The sequence below is a fragment of the Flavobacterium saccharophilum genome (genome assembly GCF_900142735.1).
GTDB lineage: Bacteria > Bacteroidota > Bacteroidia > Flavobacteriales > Flavobacteriaceae > Flavobacterium > Flavobacterium saccharophilum.
In genome coordinates this window covers 86,333-107,282 of record NZ_FRBY01000002.1, presented here as the reverse complement: position 1 = coordinate 107,282, position 20,950 = coordinate 86,333, and the positions used below count along the sequence as shown (strand labels likewise).

Genomic DNA, 20,950 nt, shown 5'->3' with positions numbered 1-20,950 from the left:
TTTGCCACGATGAAAACAAATAAAAAACAAAGACACTTTAGTTCTTATAGAAACCGCCTCAATAGTTCTTTACTAAGAATGTTGAACCGTTTTTATAATAGTAAAAGTCCGTTTTGTTTTGATGTGTTTTTATTCTCAAAAGCAGAGCATGAAAAACTAGAGATAGTATTTGCCAATATTAGGGTTTGAATTTTAGATTTAGCACCGTTTACTAAATTTAAAAATTACAACTTAAAATATTGAAAAATAAATGAATACAAAATATTCCGATCTAATTAATCAGACTTACTACTTTCCACAAGAGGAATTTAAATTAAACAAAGACAACCTTCAATTTCATAATATCGATTTGATGAAATTGGTTGAACAATACGGTACCCCATTAAAATTCACCTACTTACCACAAATTTCTGAAAATATCAATAAGGCAAAAGCCTGGTTCAGAAAATCAATGGAAAAAAACAAATACGAAGCAAAGTATTACTATTGCTATTGTACAAAAAGCTCTCATTTTGAATATATTATGAATGAAGCTTTTAAAAATAATATTCATGTTGAAACTTCATCTGCTTTTGACATTAATATTGTGGAGAATTTGTTAGAAAACGGTAAAATCAACAAGAGTACGTATGTAATTTGTAATGGTTTTAAAAGAGATGAATATATTACCAACATTGCAAGACTAATCAATAACGGACATAAAAACACTATTCCGATTATTGATAACTATGAAGAATTAGATTTGCTTCAGGCTGAAATTAAAAGTAAATTTAAGATTGGAATTCGTATTGCAGCTGAGGAAGAACCTAAATTTGAGTTTTATACGTCAAGATTAGGTATTGGATATAAAAACATAGTTTCATTTTATAAAAAACAAATTCAGGAAAATGATAAATTAGAGCTTAAAATGCTTCACTTTTTCATCAATACCGGAATTAACGATACAGCATATTACTGGAATGAGTTGGTAAAATGTATTAAAGTATACATTGCACTTAAAAAGGAATGCCCTACTCTTGATGGTTTGAACATTGGAGGCGGTTTCCCGATTAAAAACTCTCTTGCATTTGAATATGATTACCAATATATGATTGATGAAATTATCAATCAGATTAAAATTGCATGTGATGAAGCCGAAGTTGATGTTCCAAATATTTTTACAGAGTTTGGTTCATTTACAGTAGGTGAAAGCGGTGGCGCAATCTATCAGATTTTGTATCAAAAACAACAAAATGATAGAGAGAAATGGAACATGATTGATTCGTCATTCATTACCACTTTGCCAGATACTTGGGCTATAAATAAACGTTTTATTATGCTGGCGGTTAATCGTTGGAATGATACATACGAGCGGGTTCTGTTAGGAGGATTGACTTGCGATAGTGACGACTATTACAACTCAGAACAAAATATGAACGCTATTTATCTGCCTAAATACAACAAAGAAAAGCCATTGTACATCGGTTTCTTTAATACGGGAGCGTATCAGGAAACAATTGGAGGATACGGAGGTTTACACCACTGTTTGATTCCTCAGCCAAAACATATTTTAATAGATCGTGATGAAAATGGAATTATTGGCACTGAGGTTTTCTCAGAACAACAGACTTCTGACGATGTTTTAAAGATTTTAGGCTACACAAAAAAAGTATAAAAAAAAGCTTGCAAATTAAATGTTAATATCTATTAAATTATTAATTTGCAGTATCATCTAAAAGGTTAAACTTTTAATTCAAAAAAAACAAAAAAAAATGAAAGGACCAATCAGTCAGTTTATTGAAAAACATTATTTACACTTTAACTCTGCTGCTTTAGTTGATGCTGCAAAAGCATACGAACAACAATTGGCTAATGGTGCTAAAATGATGGTAAGTATGGCTGGCGCTATGAGTACAGCAGAAATTGGTAAAATTTTTGCCGAAATAATTAGACAAGATAAAGTACAGATTATTTCTTGTACCGGAGCCAATCTAGAAGAAGATGTCATGAATTTAGTTGCACACTCTCACTATGAAAGAGTGCCAAATTATCGTGATTTAACACCAGAAGACGAATGGGCTTTGCTTGAAAGAGGATTAAATCGTGTTACAGACACTTGTATTCCTGAGCATGAAGCATTTCGTCGTTTGCAAAAACACATTTACAAAATCTGGAAAGATGCAGATGATAAAGGAGAACGTTATTTTCCTCATGAATTCATGTACAAAATGTTGTTGTCTGGTGTATTAGAAGAATACTATGAGATAGATTTAAAAGATAGCTGGATGTACGCTGCTGCTGAGAAAAACTTACCAATTATCGTTCCAGGATGGGAAGATAGTACAATGGGAAATATCTTTGCTTCATACGTAATCAAAGGCGATTTAAAAGCATCTACCATGAAATCAGGAATTGAATACATGACATTCCTTGCTGATTGGTATCCAAAAAATAGCGCTAACGGAATTGGATTCTTCCAAATTGGTGGTGGAATTGCTGGTGACTTCCCTATTTGTGTGGTGCCAATGTTGTACCAGGATATGGAAATGCATGATATTCCATTCTGGAGCTATTTCTGCCAAATTTCAGATTCCACAACCAGTTATGGTTCTTACTCTGGAGCAGTTCCAAATGAGAAAATTACTTGGGGTAAATTAGATATCAAAACTCCAAAGTTTATTATTGAGTCGGATGCAACAATTGTTGCTCCATTAATTTTCGCATATTTATTAGATTTATAGTATATTTTTATGAAAAGAGTTATAGTAGACTACGCTAAACTTACCAATGAAATTTTGAATCTTTTGGTTGAAAAATTTCCTGATGGTTATGATGATTCGGATGTTATCCGTTTTAGAAATGCTAAAAACGAATTAGTAGAAGCTGTCGAAGTTCGTACTGAAGACACTATTTATTTAGTAAAAATTAGTACCAAACTTGCTGATAGAATTGAAAATTACGATGAGGATGATGATATCGACGTTGATGTTGATACAATCGAACCAGTAAAAGGTCTTGATCTTGATGATGATATTGATGATGATGAAGAAGATGAAAAAGAAGACAAGCCAGATGTGGACGGTGGTGACGACGATGATGAAGATAAAGATCCGGATGACATTGCAGACGAAGATGATGATGAAGACGATGAAGATTAATTTATCTCTTTAAAAATAACTTAAAGGAACTCTATTTTGGAGTTCCTTTTTTTATTAACCAAAGTAACTTGATATTTTCTTTAAATAATAAAATTTATTATTTTCATGTTTTATAAGAAATTTCTTTAAATTTATTATTTAAAAAAGTAAGCCAAAATGAATACAGAACTACTACACGCCAAATTAAAAGAGAATTTTGGATTTGAAAAATTTCGTCCAAATCAGGAAACGATAATTAATACGATACTCGCTGGTCAGGATACTTTAGCGATTATGCCAACCGGCGGAGGAAAATCAATCTGTTTTCAATTACCTGCTTTGGTTTTACCTGGAATTACAATTGTTATTTCACCTTTAATCGCCTTGATGAAAGATCAGGTTGATAGTTTAAAAACGAATGGAATTTCTGCATGTTATATCAATAGTAGTCAATCTAGCGAAGAACAACAGTTTTATATTGACAATTTAAAATCCAACAATTTTAAGCTCGTTTATATTGCTCCGGAGAGTTTATCTTACCTGGATGTTATTTTTAATGAATTGACAATTAGCTTAATTGCTATAGATGAAGCGCATTGTATTTCATCATGGGGACATGATTTTAGACCTGCTTATACTAATTTGGGTTATCTCAAAAACCGCTTCCCTTCTACTCCAATCCTGGCATTGACCGCTACTGCCGATAAAGCAACGAGAACTGATATTACAAAACAACTAAATTTAAAAAATCCAAAAACTTTTGTCGCTTCATTTGATAGAAAGAATTTGAGTTTAGAAGTTCGTCCGGCGCTTGACCGTGTAAAACAAATTATTGATTTCGTAGAGAATAAACCAAACGAATCTGGAATAATTTATTGTTTAAGTAGAAAAACTACGGAAGAATTAGCTCAGAAATTACAAAAAAGTGGTGTTTCAGCAAAAGCATATCATGCAGGTTTAGATAATAAACTTCGAGCGAAAACACAGGATGAATTTATAAATGACGACTGTCAGGTGGTTTGTGCTACAATTGCTTTCGGAATGGGAATTGACAAATCAAATGTACGCTGGGTTATTCATTATAATTTGCCAAAAAATATTGAAGGTTATTATCAGGAAATTGGCCGTGCCGGTCGTGACGGATTACCAGCAGAAACGGTTTTGTTTGAAAGTTATGCCGATGTTATTCAGTTGCAAAAATTTGCCTCTGAAGGTTTGAATTCTGATGTTCAGCTGGCAAAGTTAGAAAGAATGAAACAATATGCAGATGCATTAAGCTGTCGCCGAAAAATTCTGCTTTCTTACTTTGGAGAATTAGTTAAAGAGAATTGCGGTAACTGCGATATTTGCAAAAATCCACCAAAATTTTTCGATGGTACGATTCTCGCGCAAAAAGCATTGTCAGCTATTAGTCGTTTGCAGGAATCTGAGCCATTAGCAGTAATTGTTGATTTTTTAAGAGGCTCAAAAAACGCGTATATATACGAGAAAAATTATCAAAGCTTAAAAACGTACGGAATTGGCGCTGACATCTCATGGTATGATTGGAATCAATATTTGATTCAGCTAATTAATTTGGGATATTGCGAAATTGCCTTCCACCAACACAACAAAATATTACTAACGCCTTTTGCTAAAAAAGTATTATTTGAAGGTGAAAAAGTAAAACTGACAACTGTTGTTAAAAAAGTAATTGATAAAAACGAAATAAAAGAAACAAAACCTAAAGCAACTAAAAATTCTCTTTTTGAAATACTTCGAAAATTGCGTTATGAGATTGCAAAGGATGAAGATGTTCCAGCCTATGTAATTTTTAGCGACGCTGCTTTAAGGCAAATGGAAACATTGCGACCAATGAGTGATGAAGAATTCCTTGCGGTTGAAGGAGTCGGTAAAGCTAAACTTGAAAAATACGGTTCAGAATTCATAGATGCCATTACTTATTATGAAAAAGTAAAAAAGGCAAATACCAAAGTTAAAAAAGAAAGTAATACCTATAAAACGACTTTAGCGCTTTTTAACGAAGGGAACAGTATTGAAGAAATTGCCGGAAAACGTAATTTAGGCCAAACAACTATTATCTCGCATTTAGCGAAATTATATGTAGATGGAGCAGACATTGATTTAAGTCCGTTTGTTACTGATGATGAAGTTAAACAATTGCACAAAGCACAAGTAGAGCTTGAATATCCTACAGCATTAAAACCCTATTACGACCATTTTGAAGAAAAATTATCTTACGATAAAATCCGCATTGGTCTCGCTATTGTTGAAAGGAATAAATAGTCTTTGTTAAAGCAAAAATCCTGTGAAGTAAATTTCACAGGATTTTTTTTATAGTTAAATGGAGGGGTTATAAATATCTCTCCTGAAAAACATTTTGATGATGTTTTTGATGTCCAATAATAACAAAGCCTAAAGCGCGAACAGAAATTTGATTATTTGAAGCTGTTCCAATTCTTTTAAGTTGCTCTTCAGATAAGCTTTTGTAAAACAATAAATTTGAATGTCTTAACGCAGAAAGTTCAGTTAATAAATCCTGAATACTTCTGCTGTTTGAATCTGTACTATTTGCATAATTATCTTCCTCAAAACTTGGCAAAGGTGTTTTATCATTTCTTGAAAAACGTAAAGCACGGTAGGCAAAAATGCGCTCGCAATCCATTATGTGCTGAATGATATCTTTGATGGTCCACTTCCCTTCCGCATATCGATAATCAAATTTATCCATCGGAATGTTTTGTACAAACCTGATAAAATCATGAAGTGAAATTTCTAACTCTTCGATCAAATTTACATTTCCGGCTTCTTTGATATAAGTTGCAAATCCTCCTGAATATTCGTTTTCTGATAATTGACTTGAATTCATTTTTACTGTTTTATATAAAATAAATTTAAATTTTCTAATCTTTAAGCAGAGTTACGACTCGCGTTTGTATTTCCGAAAAGAGATCTTGTTACGATTTTTTCGTATACTTTTATTAATTCTTCATTACCGCTTTTATCACTATTCAATTCGTTAATTCTTAATAAGGCATATTGTTGTATCGTCAACAAAGGCAATACAATACGCTCTCTTATTTGAATTGATGCTATACCATCAGGGTAGTTTTCCATCAGAGTTTTATGACCTGCAATTTTAAGCAAAAGACGTTTTGTTTCTGAAAATTCATCGTAGATAATTTGCCAGAATTCACCAAACTCAGGATCATTTCGCATGTATGCCGTTAGTGGTAAAAATGATTTTGCTAATGACATCATACTGTTCTCTAAAAGTGTTTTAAAGAATAATGAATTATGATACAAATCACTCACTTTATCCCATTGACCGCTTTCTTCAAAATGTTTTAAAGCAGAACCTACTCCAAAAAATCCTGGTACATTCTGTTTTAACTGACTCCATGAGCCAACAAACGGAATTGCTCTTAGATCTGCAAAATCCAAAGATTCTGATTTACTTCTTTTTGACGGACGGCTTCCAATATTAGTTTTAGAATAGTATTTCAACGTACTCATCTTCTCTAAATAAGGAATGAATTTTGGATGATTTTTAAAACTTAAATATTTATCATAACCTAAATTAGCTAATTGTGTCAAAATTTGAGTTTCATCAGCACTTAATTCGTTGTCTTCTTTACTGAAAACCTGATTTGTAACACCAGCACTCAACAAGTTTTCGATATTATAACGACAAGAGTCTAAAGTTCCAAAGTTCGAACTGATTGTTTGTCCCTGGACAGTAATTTGAATTTCGTTATTTTCAATTTTTGGTCCTAAAGAAGCATAAAATTTATGTGTTTTACCACCACCACGAGCCGGAGGTCCACCACGTCCATCAAAGAAAATAGCGTCAATACCATATTTTCTGGAGATTTCAGTTAATGAGATTTTGGCCTGGTAAATACTCCAGTTAGCCATCAAATAACCACCATCTTTAGTTCCGTCAGAGAAACCAAGCATAATAGTTTGCTTATTCCCTCTTGCTTGTAAGTGTTTAGAATATTCTGGATTAGTATATAACTGCTCCATAATTTCATGAGCATTCTGTAAATCATCAACCGATTCAAAAAGTGGAATAATATCAACAGTCGGGTTTTCCCAATTATTCAAACGAATCATCGCGAAAGTTTCCATTACGTTTAATGCGCTTTCATTATTACTAATAATATAACGATTAGCACCAAATTCACCGTTGCGCTCCTGAATAGTCTTAATAGCTTGTACAGATTCTAATGTTGATCTTGTTATTTCATCATTAAAATCAGCAGGATTTAATTGTCCTTTAACCTTAGATAAAACATCTAATTTTTCTGTCTCTGATAATTCAAAGTAGTTTTCCGGGAAAATTTTTGAATCAGAGTTTAAATAATGATTAACGACATCTTTAAAGACAGCATCATGAATTTTACTATTCTGACGAATATCTAAAGTTGCAAAATGAAAACCAAACAAATTGATTTTTACCAAAAACGCTTCCAATTCGTCAAGATATAACGCTTGGTGTTTTTCGATAATTATAGTTCTTATTTTATTTAGTTGTGCTAATAACTCTTCCAATGTGATGTAAATTTCACCTTTAGAGTAAAAAACAGAACGATAAAGTTTATGTTCAAGTTCAGCTACTAAAGTATCTACACCTGAGAAAGTTAACTTTCTTTTTAAGTTTCTCATTTCAACATAATAACACTTTAAAATAGAAGTACGCAAGCGCTCCGCTACTTTTAAAGTTATTTCAGTTGTAACAAAAGGATTTCCGTCACGGTCACCTCCTGGCCAGAAACCAAGTTTGATTAATTGATTTTTGATGGCATTTCCTTGAAGGATATTTTTTTGCAAATAATGAACAATTTCACCGGAAGTTGCATAAAACACATTCTCTAAATACCAGATCAAACTCACCGCTTCATCATATGGATTTGGCTTTTCGTTCTGAATAAAAGGTGTTTTTCCTAACTGTGCCAGTAACTGTTTTATTTTTAATAAGTCATTTGATCGAATGGCATCCGTTAAATCATTGATAATTCCTAAAACAGGTCCAGGGTAAAATTGTGTTGGATGTGCCGTTAAAACGGTTCTCACATTAAAGCTTTCAAGAAATTCGATTAGTTCCTCGTTTTTCTCTTTAGCATCTGTTTTTTCTTTGATATCACGCAAAGATCCACGTCCTTCCATGTTATTAACTGCAGGGAAAGCAGCATCTTCAATAGCATCAAACAATACAATCTGACGTTCTATATATTGAATAAATCGAAACATTAAATCGATTTTTTCTTTTTCAGAAGCATTATTCAGGTATTTATTTGAGAAGAAATCAAAAATTTCTTTTGGTGTTTCCTGTTTTCTAAAACCCGTTTCGCAAGTTTCTGTAAATAAAGGAAGTAAAACTCCTGTATTGTCAATAGAATCAAAGGGTAATGTTATAAAAACACTATTATAAATGTGGTATTTTGAGAGAACATCTTGATTAAAACGTTCAATTTTTGGCAACGTGTACATAATCGTGTTGTAGTTGGTTGGTTAATTAGTCATAAAAAAACCCCAAGAATAAACTTGAGGTTATATTTTAATATAGCATTCAAGAAAATATTACATATTTTTAAAAATAGTATGCATCAAACGCTTCTTATCGTTTATACTTTCTTCTAATGAAATCATAGTTTCAGTTCTGTAAACTCCGTCAATATCATCAATCATGAAGATAACTTCTTTCGCGTGTTTAGTGTCCTTTGCTCTAATTTTACAAAAAATATTAAATTTTCCTGTAGTTACAGAAGCCACTGTTACGAATGGAATTTGATTGATTCGCTCTAATACAAATTTTGTTTGAGATGTATTATTAAGGAATACACCCACATAAGCAATAAATGAATACCCTAATTTGTCGTAATCTAAGGCTAATGAAGATCCCATTATTATACCGGCGTCTTCCATCTTTTTTACTCTAACATGTACTGTTCCAGCAGATATCAATAGTTTTTTTGCAATGTCAGTAAACGGAACTCTCGTATTGTCTATTAACATATCTAAAATCTGGTGATCTACTTCATCTAAACGAAATTTACTCATAATTCTTTAATTAATATTACTAATTGCTATTACAAAGTATAAAAATATATATAAAAAACAACAAATTCACATAAAAATTAACTTTTTATCAATCCGTTAACAAATTTAACATTTTTATTTAAATAAAAATCTGCTTTTTCGTTCACTTTCGGAAAACTATTATGATTATCGGAATAAAATGCTCCCTGAGCGTCATATTCATAATGTCCAAAATAATTTTCTAATTCACCTACTTCTGCGATGTAGGCGTTAAAGTGAATCTTATTTTCAATCAATTCTTCTTTGTATTGTGCGACAAAATTCGTAATAATTTCGATACCATCATAATTTATTTTGATGTTTTTATACATAAAATCATAAAAAACCACTTTATTTTGTGAAATATTCAAATAATCATTAATTCTATTATCAACTAAATCGTTTTCGGAAAGCAGTTCAAAACTCGAAATAAGTGAGAAAAATATGAACTTTCGGGTTATTTCACGTTCGTAATCATTAGGAAAATGACCTGCTTCAAACAAAATTGTTGGTACGCCCAAAAATTGAAAAGTATCCCCTATACAGTTGATATTGAATGAATCATCAAATCGACCAACTTGTCCTGGAATATATTGTTGTAGTGTATCATTGATTCCTGCGATGACATTTATAGCTTTTAATCTGTTTTCGTTTATCTCCCTTTCCTGATTATAAGAAGGCGCTAAAAAAGAAACTGTTGCAGGTTTACCAGTATTACCAGCGCCAAAAATAGTACGCTGATCATGAAGGTTAAAACAATAATGCGGTTTAAATTTCTCGAAAACTTCCCTCAAAACCTTACTTTCAGGTTGAGTCAGGTTCTGAGAATCACGATTCAAATCAATTTTATTGGCATTTTCACGTGTATAAAGCGCTGCTCCATCGGGATTAAGTATTGGAATAGCATAAAAAGTGAACTTTTCCAATAATTTTTTCGCAAAGTCTGAGCCGCTATTCAATACATTAATAAAGTCAAAAAGAGCTTTGGTCGTTGTACTTTCATTACCATGCATTTGAGACCACAGATAAATACGAGTTTCTCCTGTACCAATTTGATAACTATATATAGGTTTATCTAAAATCGATTTGCCAATAATCTGGACTTGATTATTGGTATTTAATTTGTCTAATAAAGGCTGAATGTGATCTAATGTCAAGTAACGTCCTTCTATAGATTGTTCTTTGTGCAGCTTAAATAATTCTTCTAAATTCATTGTCTTTTGATTAGTTTACAAAAGTAAACATCTTTATTTTTACAATTGTAAACAAGTTAAAAACATAGAAATTTATAATTGTAAACAATACGTCAGGCCTTAATTAGTTAATTTTGCAATTATCAATTAACATTTGTTAGTACTTTATGTTTAAATATATTAAACGTTATATTTCAATAAGTTATATACTTATATATAAAGTTATAGTTCATTACTTTATAGCTGTTTAGTACGATTTACAACTGTAAAATTGTTTTATTACTTTCTTTTAGTTACATTTGTAAACATGATCTTTTAAAATAATAATTTACAATGGTAAACATCGATGATTTTGTAAAACGGCTTGAAATTATATTAGATTATTACGGTCTAAATGCTTCTTCTTTTGCTGACAAAATTGGAGTGCAGCGCTCCAGTATGTCTCATCTCCTTTCAGGAAGAAACAAACCTAGTTTAGATTTTGTGATGAAAATTTTGGATGTTTTTCCGGATGTAGATTTATATTGGATCTTAAATGGAAAAGGAAGCTTTCCTAAAGCGGAAGATCAAATTCTAAACACAAATAATGAAATAGCTACAGAAATTGTAAAACCTCTCACCCCTATTTCATCTTCTGAAGATTTTATCGGCGGAGATTTATTTTCTGAAATTAATTATAAGGAAGAAGTAAAAACAGAAACAAGAAATGCTGTCGAAGTTAAAAACTCAAATTTTATTTCAAAAGAAGGAGAAGTTGAGAAAATTGTATTTTTTTATAAAAACGGGACATTTAAGGTATATATCCCGTGATTCGAAATTTTCGCGTATTTTAAAATTTTTAAAATTATTTTTCATTTAAGCGATTCTCACGTAACTGAAAAAAATATTCAAAATTTACAATTTAAATCCATCCTCAGGAATTTTACCTATAACATGTTCATAATGTTTTTTTAAAATTTGTAAATCGGCTTCAAAGTCACCAGTCGGATAAAACGGCTTTCCTAAATTAACTTCTTTTTTCCCCCAATCAAAAGCCACGGGAATAATTGGCACGTTTGCTTTAAGTGCGATATAATAAAAACCACTTTTAATTTCAGTTACTTTTTTACGTGTTCCTTCAGGAGCCACTGCTAAGCGAAAAACCTCCTTACGTTCAAAAATAGCAGCAATCGAATCAACCTTATTCAATCCACCCGAACGATCTAAGGGCTCACCGCCTACACTTCTGAAATAATATCCAAAAGGAAATTTGAATAATTCTTTCTTTCCAACCCAGTTCATTTCTAATCCCGAAATTCCACGGGTAAAAATTCCTAAATAAAAATCATGATTACTTGTATGTGGCATCACCATCATCACACATTTTTTCACTTCCGCATTTTCAATTCCTCTTATTTTCCAGCCCATTAGCTTAAAAAAGATGAATTTGTACAATTGTTTCTTCATTAAAATTTATTGTTTCGTGCAAAATAAAAGATTTAAAATGGTATTTTTGAGTAAAAGCTTTACAAATGATTCAAAAAATTTTTAGTTATCTGATTCCAATCAAAATTTTCAAGAAAAAATCGGCAAGAAGTAAAATGATCGAAGTTACCTGGACAAATGGCGAATTGGTTTTAGACTCTGAAAATACCAATTATTCGTACGGAAGTTTGCAGCGTATATTAAGGTATGGACTACGTAACATCGGATATAAAGCCATTCTTAATATGGATCATATTTTATTACTAGGAGTCGCCGGCGGAAGTGTTGTAAAAACGCTGGTTGATGAAATTGAATATAAAGGCAAAATTACTGGTGTCGAAATTGACTCAGACATGATTCAGATTGCAAATGAATATTTTAACCTAAATCAAATCAAACAACTTGAAATTATAATTGATGATGCTTTTGAATTTGTTTTAAAAACCAAAAACCAATACAATCTTATTATTATTGATATTTTTGAGGATACGAAAATGCCAAATTTTTTATTTGAACGATTTTTTAGTGAACGGGTTTGCTCCTTATTAAAAGATCAGGGATTTGTACTTTTTAACACAATGATTCTGGATGAAGCACATAATCTCAGAAATCGGAAGTATATTGCAGAAATAAATCCTGAACAATTCTCTTCAAAAATGCTGCCCCGCATAGAAGATCATAATGAACTAATAATAATTGAAAAAGTTGCCTAAATTTTACCTTTTATGAAAACCCTAGTTTCTATTTTAAAAGCCATTCCACCTACTAAAATTATTGATGAAAGTATTGAATTTTCAAATTATATCCCTTTAGATTTATCCATTACGAATAAAGAATTAATGGAAAGCAAACCAGAAAATGCTACTGAATTTGAAAATTTTATTTCTAATTATTTAAAGAAAAACAATGCTGAAGTAGCTTTCGGCGGTTATATAGAAGGACGGACATTATATAAAAGAAGTACAATTTTTAAAAACGATTCTGTTCCGGAGCGAAATATACACATTGGTCTTGATTTATGGACCAAAGTCAATACAGCAGTTTTAGCGCCGCTTGATGGCAAAGTACATAGTTTTAAAAACAATGTTGGTTTGGGTGATTACGGACCAACCATCATTTTAGAACATGAAGTTGAAAATGAAAAATTTTATACTTTATACGGACATTTATCGTTAGAAAGTATAAATGACCTAAGCGTTGGGAAGCAATTTAAGAGAGGTGAACAAATTGCAACTCTTGGAAATGCAGCTGTTAACGGAGATTATGCACCGCACGTACATTTTCAGATTATACAGGATATTGAAGATTATTGGGGAGATTACCCCGGCGTTTGCAATAGTAATGATTTGAATTTCTACATCGAAAATTGCCCCGACCCGAACTTATTATTAAAAATAACATAAATAGTTATGAAGAAAGCAGGATTGATTATATGTTTGTTGCTATTAATTGGATGTAAATCTAAAACTGTAACCCGGGACACCGAAGATTTAAAAATAAAACAAGTTCCAACTGCCGAAGTTAATGCCAATCAGCAGAAGAAAGCATACGATTTGGGCAAACGGGTTTTAGAAACCTGTAACACGTCAAAATTTAAACCTTTCAACGAAACGGAAGTTACAAAGTCGGTTATGGAAAATACAACCGAAGAACGATTAACAAAAACCTGTCAAAGATTTAGACAATATTACGGAAGTTTTATTGATTTGAAATTAGATGGTGTTTACAGAACTAAACAAGAAGTCATTTACCGCTATCATGCTTTGTATACTAAAAAAGTAGCTAACAAGGAGTTACGTGTTTTTGTAAATGAAGATAATTTAGTTTCTGCAATAAAATCAATGGATTGGGACGAAAAATTTGATTCTAAAATACAAGGACAATAAACTATAACTATGAAATTTAAAACACCTTTTTTAATCTTACTGTTACTTTCAACTTTTGCGAATGCTCAGGAAAAAATGAGTGTAAAAGGTTCTAAAGGCTATCCGGCAACGCAAAGTTATACGTTTATCTGTGAAAAGTATGCTTTTTCAGGAGAGGCAGATGTTCAGGTAGCAAAGACAGAAAAAGGTGGAGTTTTAAAATTATCAATTGCCACAGCCAATGCTGAAGCAAGAATTGCCGGAGGTGTTTATGTCGATTTAGCTAACGGGGACGTTATTGCCTGCGTTGATAAAAATGTAAAAGAAACGGTAGAAGGCAAAACAACTTCTTATTATTACTTCACTCCGGCCGAAATGATCAAGCTCAAAAAAGCTGACATTCAAGGAATCAGATTTATTATAGCCGGAAACTCAAAATCTTTCGGAAATCAAACGGGTTATTTTACTGCCGTTAACAAAATGAATTACTTTTCTACAGGATACGATAAATCAAAAAAAACATTTGATACAGCAACTGCAATTAGTACATTATAAATAAATTATTTAGTATAATTAATCTTATATTTATATTCTAATTTTATTTAAATGAATGCCAACGAAAATTTAATTGCAAAATTCTACACTGCTTTTGCAAATGCCGATGCTAAAACAATGAGTGAATGCTATCACCCAAAAGTGCATTTTATTGATCCCGCTTTTGGTTTATTAAAAGAAGAACAGGTTTCTAAAATGTGGGAAATGCTGATTTTAAGAAGTAAAGGCAATATTAAAATTGAGTTTTCAGATATTAAGGCAGACGAATTTACAGGTTCTGCAAGGTGGGTTGCTACATATAACTTCAGCAAAACAAATCGAAAAGTAATAAATAGAATTTCAGCCGAATTTATTTTTCAGGATGGCTTAATTATTAAGCATACTGATAATTTTGATGTATGGAAATGGTCCAAACAAGCCTTTGGTATTACAGGATATTTACTGGGCTGGACAGGTTTTTTTCAAGGAAAAATTCAGAAGCAAGCCTTATTGTCACTTAAAAAATTTCAGGAATCAAAATAATTTTCATAAATTGAAGATTCAAAATTTCTGATTAGTTAAATATATTTCCGCCTTTATAAAATATCTGCCTTATTTAAGATTTATTTTAGTTGCTTTTATTATTGAATTAATCGTTTTTAATTTTCAATACTCATGAAAGAAGTTATACATAAAAAATTAAATCAATTACAGGCAACAGCAATTTGCGGAAACGATATTAGCTCTTCTTGTTTATATGTTTCAGCACTAACCATTTTATATGCAGGTCAATATGCCTGGATTTCTCTATTAATTGTTGCTGTCGTTTTATTTTTATTCAGACGAATTTATGGTGAAGTTGTTGGTGCAATTCCTTTAAATGGAGGCGCTTACAATGTTTTATTAAATACTTCTACCAAACGCCTTGCCTCTCTTGCTGCAACTTTAACCGTTTTGTCTTATATGGCAACCGCTGTAATTTCGGCATCTGAAGGAATGCATTACCTACACGGAATTTTCGAAGGATTAAATGTTACCATAGCCACCGTAATTGTTTTGATATTATTTACCGGGCTTGCCATCTTAGGAATTGGAGAATCGGCATTTGTTGCTGTCATTATTTTTCTGACCCATCTTGCCACTTTAAGTCTGCTAGTTTTAGCGTCGTTATGGTTTTTGTTACATAATGGTCTCGAAATATTTCACGTTAACTGGGAAACACCAATTGCTTCCGGAAATATAAAAACAGCTCTTTTTCTCGGTTTTTCTGCCGCTATGCTTGGAATTTCTGGTTTCGAAAGTTCTGCTAATTTTGTTGAAGAACAAGAAGCTGGCGTTTTTCCAAAAACACTCCGAAACATGTGGGCAATTGTCAGCTTTTTCAATCCTGTCATTGCCATATTATTAATAAGTGTTATTCCACTGACGGAAGTTGGTGAAAACAAAGAATCACTTTTAGCGCACCTTGGCGAAACTACCGGCGGATCCTGGCTGGCCTGGCTAATTTCTATTGATGCCGTTCTTGTTTTATGTGGTGCCGTTTTAACTTCTTTTGTTGGGGTTTCGGGATTGTTAAACCGAATGACCTTAGACCGAATTCTACCTAATTTTTTTCTGAAACAAAATAAAAGAGGTTCACATTATAGAATCGTAATTAGCTTCTTAGTCCTTTGTGTATCAGTGTTGTTCGCTACAAGCGGCCATTTAGAATCTCTGGCTGGTGTTTATACTTTTTCATTTTTGGCGGTAATGGCTTTATTCGGAATTGGGAATTTATTATTAAAATTCAAACGTCGAAAGTTGCCAAGACCAGAGCGTGCACGAGGCATCGCTGTTGTAACTGCAGTACTTTTTATTATTGCTGCCTTTATTGGTAATATGAAATTGAATATCAATGCCTTTTATACGTTTTTGCAGTATATGATTCCGTCATTAATTTTCATCGGAATCATGTTGAATCGCGTTATGCTCATCAAACTTTTAATCGAAGCTTTAGAATATTTCTATCAGCCGCTACGAAGAATGGTAATTGTCAGCAACCGATATTTGCAAAAAATGAGTATCGAAATTAATTCACAGGAATTTGTCTTTTTTACCAAAGGCGATGATATCGCAATATTGAATAAAGTTTTGCAATATGTTGAAAATAATGAAACTACCAAAAAACTTAAAATCGTTCACATCAAAAGTGACGATGCAAACAACGAAGATTTAAAGAAAGATTTAGAAGTTTTAGATCGTGCTTATGACGACATAGACATCGAGTTCCTTGAAATAAAAGGTGTCTTCGGTCCTGAAATTATAGATGAACTTTCTGAAAAATGGAAAATTCCAAAAAATTTCATGTTCATCGGTTCACCTGGTAATAAATTCTCCTACCGAGTTTCCGACTTAGGCGGAGTTCGTCTAATCATGTAGTATCTGATTTTTTTTCAGAAGCAAATGTGTCCGATTTTTCAAGGCGACCCGTCCCGCTTTCGCCTATATCTTTGTTCGTTCCTTTCAAAGGATAACGGCTCTATCGGGGCTATATTAGAAGTTTAATTTTTAAAAGAAGTAAGAATCAATCAGGAAACAAGAAATAAAAAACCCGACAAGCTTTAAAAACTTGTCGGGTTTATATTTTATAAAATCTATTGTCGAAATAGCTTTGTGAACTTTGTGTTTTATATTCATTAGCAAAATAAAAAAACCTTGGTGCACTTTGTGATAAAAAAATCCAACATTAAGATTTAAACCAGCCAGCAACTAATTCATCTTCAAATGAAGTGGCATTTTTATGAACAAACTCATTGGTTTTACTATTATAAGTATAATCTAAAGCCCAGGTTTCGTGATTTTTAGCCAGGTCTTTAATACTGTCGCAAACGTAAGCGATTTCTTTATCCGTTGTAGTCGGGTGAATCGACATTCTGATCCATCCCGGTTTTTTGATCAAATCACCAATCGTGATTTCGTTAACCAATTTATTCGACGTTTCCTGATCAACATGCAATAAAAAGTGACCGTAAGTTCCAGCGCAGCTGCAACCTCCTCTTGTCTGAATTCCGAATTTATCATTTAACAATTTCACTCCTAAATTAAAATGTAGGTTTTCAATAAAGAAAGAAACCACTCCTAAACGATTTTTATGTTGTCCAGCCAGAATTTTAATATTCTCTACTGGTTCCAATGCTTCAAAAACATAATCAACAATTTCGTGTTCACGTTGCAGAATATTCTCAATCCCCATTTCTTCCTTTAGTTCAATGGCTAATGCCGTTTTAATAACCTGCAAAAAACCAGGAGTTCCCCCATCTTCACGATCCTCAATATTGTCAACATATTTATGTTCTCCCCAAGGATTTGTCCAGCTAACCGTTCCACCTCCAGGACAATCCGGAATCATATTATTGTATAATTTTTTATTGAAAATCAAAACACCAGAAGTTCCAGGGCCACCTAAGAATTTATGAGGCGAAAAGAAAACAGCATCCAAATACGCTTCCGGATCTGACGGATGCATATCAATTTCTACATAAGGTCCTGAACACGCAAAATCTACAAAGCAAACTCCGTTATGTTGGTGCATTAATTTTGCTGTTTCATGAAAAGGAGTTTTTAAACCAGTAACATTCGAACAGGAAGTAATAGAGGCGATTTTTATTGTTCTATTATTATATTTTTCTAATAATTCGGCTAAATTTTCAAGACTAAAAAGACCTTTTTCACATGATGGAATGATTTCAACATCTGCAATAGTTTCTAACCATGAGGTTTGATTAGAATGATGTTCCATATGCGAAATAAAAACAACAGGTTTCTTTTCTGCTGGAACAGTGGTAAAATCTTTAAGGTTTTCAGGGATTTTTAACCCCAAAATACGTTGAAATTTATTGATAACACCAGTCATACCGGTTCCATCTGTAATTAAAACGTCATCCTGACTCGCATTTGCATGGCGTTTGATGATATTTCTGGCATGATGGTACGCTTTTGTCATGGCAGTACCTGACACAGTAGTTTCCGTATGTGTATTTGCTACAAAAGGTCCGAAATCATTAAGAAGTTTCTCTTCAATTGGTCGATATAACCTTCCGCTGGCAGTCCAATCGGTGTAAATAATCTGTTTTTTGCCGTACGGAGACGTAAATTCCTGATTAATGCCAACGATATTTTTACGAAAATCCTGAAAATAAGTTTCTAAAGTGATGGTATTATTTTTGCTATCCATTAGTATGCCTGAGTTTGATGCAAATATAATGGCTTTTTTGCAAAATTGCGAATTTATCAATTGTAAACTTCAAACATTCAATAACTGATTAGTATATTTAACTAAAATGTGATTTTTTTAACAAATTATCATAATATTCTATCGGATTAATAGGGCATATAAAACTTAACAATACTATTTTATGGAAAATTTATCAGTAGCTACTTTTGGTGGTGGATGTTTTTGGTGTATTGAAGCTGTAATTCAGCGTTTAAATGGTGTAGAATCTTTAAAATCAGGTTATTCAGGAGGTTTTATTAAAAATCCTCCCTATCGTGAAGTTTGTACTGGCAGAACTGGCCACGCCGAAGTCATACAAGTTACCTTCAACCCTGACATAATTTCATATCATGACTTAATTTTTATATTCATGACAAGTCACGATCCAACCACATTAAACCGTCAGGGAGCCGATGTAGGAACGCAATACCGCTCTATCGTTTTATATCATGATGCAGAACAAAAAGCAATAGCAGAGCAGGTTTTTGAAGAAGTAAAACCCTTTTACGAAGATCCAATTGTAACAGAATTAACAGCTTTTGAAGTATTTTATGAAGCTGAAGAAGATCATCAAAATTATTACAACAACAATCAGGATACCCGTTATTGTCAAATCGTAATCGATCCAAAAGTTCAAAAATTAAAAAAAATGTACGCAGACAGATTAATGAACTAATTAAAATTTTTATTCCATATTAAAGGTTTCTGTGGATTAATTTTAGAATAGAATTTCCGCCACCAATTCTCGAATGATTGTTTCTAAATATTTTAAATAAATTCGTGAATTCGTGGCAAAAAGAAAGTAAAAATTAAAATGAAAAATTTAAAAATAAATAACAGATTTACATCTGAACTACCAGCAGATCCAGATGAAACGAATGAGATTCGTCAGGTAAAAAATACGCTGTTTTCCTTTGTATATCCAGCAAAACCTTCCAATCCAACTTTAATTCATGCCTCTAACGAAGTAGCTGAAATGGTTGGGATAACAACTGCTGAAATTCAGTCGGAAGAATTTTTGAATGCCTTTTCAGGAAAAGAGATTCTTCCTGAAACACGTCCGTATGCCATGTGTTATGCAGGCCATCAATTTGGGAATTGGGCCGGACAATTGGGCGACGGTCGTGCTATTAATTTAACGGAAGTTGAGCATAATAACACGTTTTTTACCTTACAATTAAAAGGCGCAGGAAAAACTCCTTATTCCAGAACAGCTGATGGTTTGGCGGTTTTGCGCTCCTCAATACGTGAGTATTTATGTGCGGAAGCCATGTATTATCTGGGTGTTCCCACTACCCGATCTCTTTCGCTTATGCTGTCTGGAGATCAGGTGTTGAGGGATGTATTATACAATGGAAATCCAGCTTACGAAAAAGGAGCTATTGTTTGTCGTGTAGCACCTTCTTTTATACGTTTTGGGAGTTTTGAAATGCTTACCGCACGAAACGAACTGAAAAATTTAAAAGAGTTTGTTGAGTATACTATCAAACATTATTTCCCTGAAATTAAAGGCGAACCAAAAGAGCAATACATACAGTTCTTTAAAACCGTCGCAGACACAACACGCAAAATGATTGTGGATTGGCAACGTGTTGGTTTTGTTCATGGTGTTATGAATACGGATAATATGTCTATTCACGGATTAACGATTGATTATGGTCCTTACGGCTGGTTGGAAAACTACGACCCAAATTGGACACCCAATACAACCGACAGCCAAAACAGACGTTACCGATTTGGTAATCAACCTCAGGTTGCACAATGGAATTTGTATCAGTTAGCCAATGCGCTTTACCCGTTAGTTAATGAAGCAGAACCTTTAGAAAAGATATTGGAGTCTTTTATAAATGATTTCGAAATAGATTATAAAGAAATGTTTTTAAGTAAATTAGGCTTATTTACTTCAACTTATACTGACAGTAATTTAATTGAGGGCTTAGAATCAGCTCTGCAATTATCTGAAACGGATATGACTATCTTTTTTAGAAATTTAGGCAAGGTTACAAAAGCGGACGCTGTAGAAAGTTCGATTGAAAAAATTAAGGATTCTTTTTATTCACCGGAAGAAATTACTGGAACTATTTTGGATTCCTGGAAGAAATGGTTCGCCGAATATCTTCAAAGATTAAACGAGGAAGCGCTTTCAGATAAAGATCGTTCTGAAAAAATGAATCAAATTAACCCTAAATATGTATTGCGAAATTATATGGCACAATTGGCAATTGATGACGCAGACAAAGGAGATTATTCCTTAATAAATGAGTTATACTTGTTATTACAAAAACCATATAATGAACAACCTGAATCAGAAAAATGGTTTGCAAAACGACCAGATTGGGCACGCTCAAAAGTAGGTTGTTCTATGCTTTCTTGTAGTTCTTAATTTATTTTGCCACGAATTACACGAATTTCTACAAATTGAATTGCGTACAAAATTGGATC

Annotated in this window: 19 protein-coding genes; 13 read left to right on the top strand and 6 right to left on the bottom strand. The window is 32.6% G+C overall.

The window, feature by feature from the left end; all coding sequences use genetic code 11:
- Positions 1-250 precede the first annotated feature (250 nt).
- From BUA98_RS05885 to recQ, 4 genes are all read left to right on the top strand, one after another.
- Positions 251-1,654: a type III PLP-dependent enzyme domain-containing protein gene (locus BUA98_RS05885; protein ID WP_072970712.1), complete on the top strand. Its 1,404-nt coding sequence runs from the start codon at positions 251-253 to the stop codon at positions 1,652-1,654.
- Positions 1,655-1,751: 97 nt separating this feature from the next.
- Positions 1,752-2,720, top strand: a complete 969-nt coding sequence (locus BUA98_RS05880) for a deoxyhypusine synthase family protein (protein ID WP_026985069.1) — start codon at positions 1,752-1,754, stop codon at positions 2,718-2,720.
- 9 nt (positions 2,721-2,729) lie between these two features.
- Positions 2,730-3,137 carry a DNA primase gene (locus BUA98_RS05875; RefSeq protein ID WP_072970711.1) on the top strand — a complete coding sequence of 136 codons (408 nt, stop codon included), beginning with the start codon at positions 2,730-2,732 and terminating at the stop codon, positions 3,135-3,137.
- Positions 3,138-3,293: 156 nt separating this feature from the next.
- Positions 3,294-5,402, top strand: coding sequence for a DNA helicase RecQ (gene recQ, locus BUA98_RS05870; protein WP_072970710.1), 2,109 nt, complete (start codon positions 3,294-3,296; stop codon positions 5,400-5,402).
- Positions 5,403-5,469: 67 nt separating this feature from the next.
- Here the strand turns inward: recQ and BUA98_RS05865 are convergent, their stop codons facing one another.
- The 4 genes from BUA98_RS05865 to BUA98_RS05850 all read right to left on the bottom strand — a co-directional run bounded on the left by BUA98_RS05865 (position 5,470) and on the right by BUA98_RS05850 (position 10,414).
- Positions 5,470-5,985: a DinB family protein gene (locus BUA98_RS05865; protein WP_072970709.1), complete on the bottom strand. Its 516-nt coding sequence runs from the start codon at positions 5,983-5,985 to the stop codon at positions 5,470-5,472.
- A 41-nt stretch (positions 5,986-6,026) separates the two neighbouring features.
- Positions 6,027-8,612, bottom strand: a complete 2,586-nt coding sequence (locus BUA98_RS05860; protein WP_072970708.1) for a phosphoenolpyruvate carboxylase — start codon at positions 8,610-8,612, stop codon at positions 6,027-6,029.
- Between the two features lie 90 nt (positions 8,613-8,702).
- Positions 8,703-9,182 (bottom strand): Lrp/AsnC family transcriptional regulator, encoded by a 480-nt coding sequence (locus BUA98_RS05855; protein WP_008468989.1) that lies wholly within the window; start codon positions 9,180-9,182, stop codon positions 8,703-8,705.
- 77 nt (positions 9,183-9,259) lie between these two features.
- Positions 9,260-10,414 (bottom strand): M14 family metallopeptidase, encoded by a 1,155-nt coding sequence (locus BUA98_RS05850; protein ID WP_072970707.1) that lies wholly within the window; start codon positions 10,412-10,414, stop codon positions 9,260-9,262.
- A 312-nt stretch (positions 10,415-10,726) separates the two neighbouring features.
- Between BUA98_RS05850 and BUA98_RS05845 the strand changes: the two genes are divergently transcribed.
- Entirely contained in the window at positions 10,727-11,203 is a 477-nt protein-coding gene (locus BUA98_RS05845; RefSeq protein ID WP_072970706.1) for a helix-turn-helix domain-containing protein, read from the top strand.
- 84 nt (positions 11,204-11,287) lie between these two features.
- Here BUA98_RS05845 and BUA98_RS05840 read toward each other — a convergent pair whose 3' ends face one another.
- The gene (locus tag BUA98_RS05840; RefSeq protein ID WP_072970705.1) at positions 11,288-11,839 is read right to left on the bottom strand and encodes a 1-acyl-sn-glycerol-3-phosphate acyltransferase; all 552 of its coding nucleotides are present in this window, start codon (positions 11,837-11,839) and stop codon (positions 11,288-11,290) included.
- Between the two features lie 65 nt (positions 11,840-11,904).
- Here BUA98_RS05840 and BUA98_RS05835 point away from each other — a divergent pair, with 65 nt between their 5' ends.
- The 6 genes from BUA98_RS05835 to BUA98_RS05810 all read left to right on the top strand — a co-directional run bounded on the left by BUA98_RS05835 (position 11,905) and on the right by BUA98_RS05810 (position 16,674).
- The gene (locus tag BUA98_RS05835; protein ID WP_072970704.1) at positions 11,905-12,570 is read left to right on the top strand and encodes a spermidine synthase; all 666 of its coding nucleotides are present in this window, start codon (positions 11,905-11,907) and stop codon (positions 12,568-12,570) included.
- A gap of 12 nt (positions 12,571-12,582) precedes the next feature.
- The gene (locus BUA98_RS05830) at positions 12,583-13,260 is read left to right on the top strand and encodes a peptidoglycan DD-metalloendopeptidase family protein (protein ID WP_072970703.1); all 678 of its coding nucleotides are present in this window, start codon (positions 12,583-12,585) and stop codon (positions 13,258-13,260) included.
- A gap of 6 nt (positions 13,261-13,266) precedes the next feature.
- The gene (locus BUA98_RS05825; RefSeq protein WP_072970702.1) at positions 13,267-13,743 is read left to right on the top strand and encodes a hypothetical protein; all 477 of its coding nucleotides are present in this window, start codon (positions 13,267-13,269) and stop codon (positions 13,741-13,743) included.
- A 9-nt stretch (positions 13,744-13,752) separates the two neighbouring features.
- A complete protein-coding gene (locus BUA98_RS05820; RefSeq protein WP_072970701.1) occupies positions 13,753-14,277 on the top strand; it encodes a hypothetical protein in 525 nt (174 codons plus the stop codon).
- Positions 14,278-14,328: 51 nt separating this feature from the next.
- A complete protein-coding gene (locus tag BUA98_RS05815; protein WP_072970700.1) occupies positions 14,329-14,799 on the top strand; it encodes a nuclear transport factor 2 family protein in 471 nt (156 codons plus the stop codon).
- Positions 14,800-14,931: 132 nt separating this feature from the next.
- A complete protein-coding gene (locus tag BUA98_RS05810) occupies positions 14,932-16,674 on the top strand; it encodes an APC family permease (protein WP_072970699.1) in 1,743 nt (580 codons plus the stop codon).
- A 307-nt stretch (positions 16,675-16,981) separates the two neighbouring features.
- Here the strand turns inward: BUA98_RS05810 and BUA98_RS05805 are convergent, their stop codons facing one another.
- The gene (locus BUA98_RS05805; protein ID WP_072970698.1) at positions 16,982-18,469 is read right to left on the bottom strand and encodes an aminotransferase class V-fold PLP-dependent enzyme; all 1,488 of its coding nucleotides are present in this window, start codon (positions 18,467-18,469) and stop codon (positions 16,982-16,984) included.
- 181 nt (positions 18,470-18,650) lie between these two features.
- On the opposite strand from BUA98_RS05805, the gene msrA reads away from it, so the two are divergent.
- The gene (msrA, locus tag BUA98_RS05800) at positions 18,651-19,184 is read left to right on the top strand and encodes a peptide-methionine (S)-S-oxide reductase MsrA (protein WP_072970697.1); all 534 of its coding nucleotides are present in this window, start codon (positions 18,651-18,653) and stop codon (positions 19,182-19,184) included.
- A 138-nt stretch (positions 19,185-19,322) separates the two neighbouring features.
- Complete coding sequence (locus tag BUA98_RS05795) at positions 19,323-20,891, top strand: protein adenylyltransferase SelO (protein ID WP_072970696.1); 1,569 nt, start codon at positions 19,323-19,325, stop codon at positions 20,889-20,891.
- Positions 20,892-20,950 lie beyond the last annotated feature (59 nt).